Here is a 264-nt window from a genome sequence, read left to right as displayed (position 1 = left end):
ACAGCCCAACAATCGGCAATATCGGCCATCGTGTCGGTTATCAGACAGTTTTCACTCAAGTGTTGGATAAAGGAGAATATTCAGATGGGACATGAAGATTTACGCATCACACGAACGAAACAATTGATTAAAAGCGCCTTCCTCGAGTTGATTGACGAGCATGGATTCGAGGCGGTCACCGTGAAAGCGATCACCGAACGGGCCGGTATCAACCGAGGGACGTTCTACAGTCACTATGTGGATAAGTTCGACTTGATGGAGAAG

The 264-nt window shown here is 47.3% G+C and carries 1 protein-coding gene; it reads left to right on the top strand.

Annotation, left to right across the window (positions count from 1 at the left end):
• Nucleotides 1-84: 84 nt before the first annotated feature.
• Nucleotides 85-264 (top strand): TetR/AcrR family transcriptional regulator (locus ACSV5T_RS09920; RefSeq protein ID WP_438321007.1); only part of this gene is annotated, 180 nt, incomplete at its 3' end.

This window comes from Veillonella sp. ZSJB6, from assembly GCF_051549505.1.
GTDB lineage: Bacteria > Bacillota > Negativicutes > Veillonellales > Veillonellaceae > Veillonella.
The sequence above is the reverse complement of the archived record's forward strand: the minus strand, read 5'-3'. Positions and strand labels throughout refer to the sequence as shown.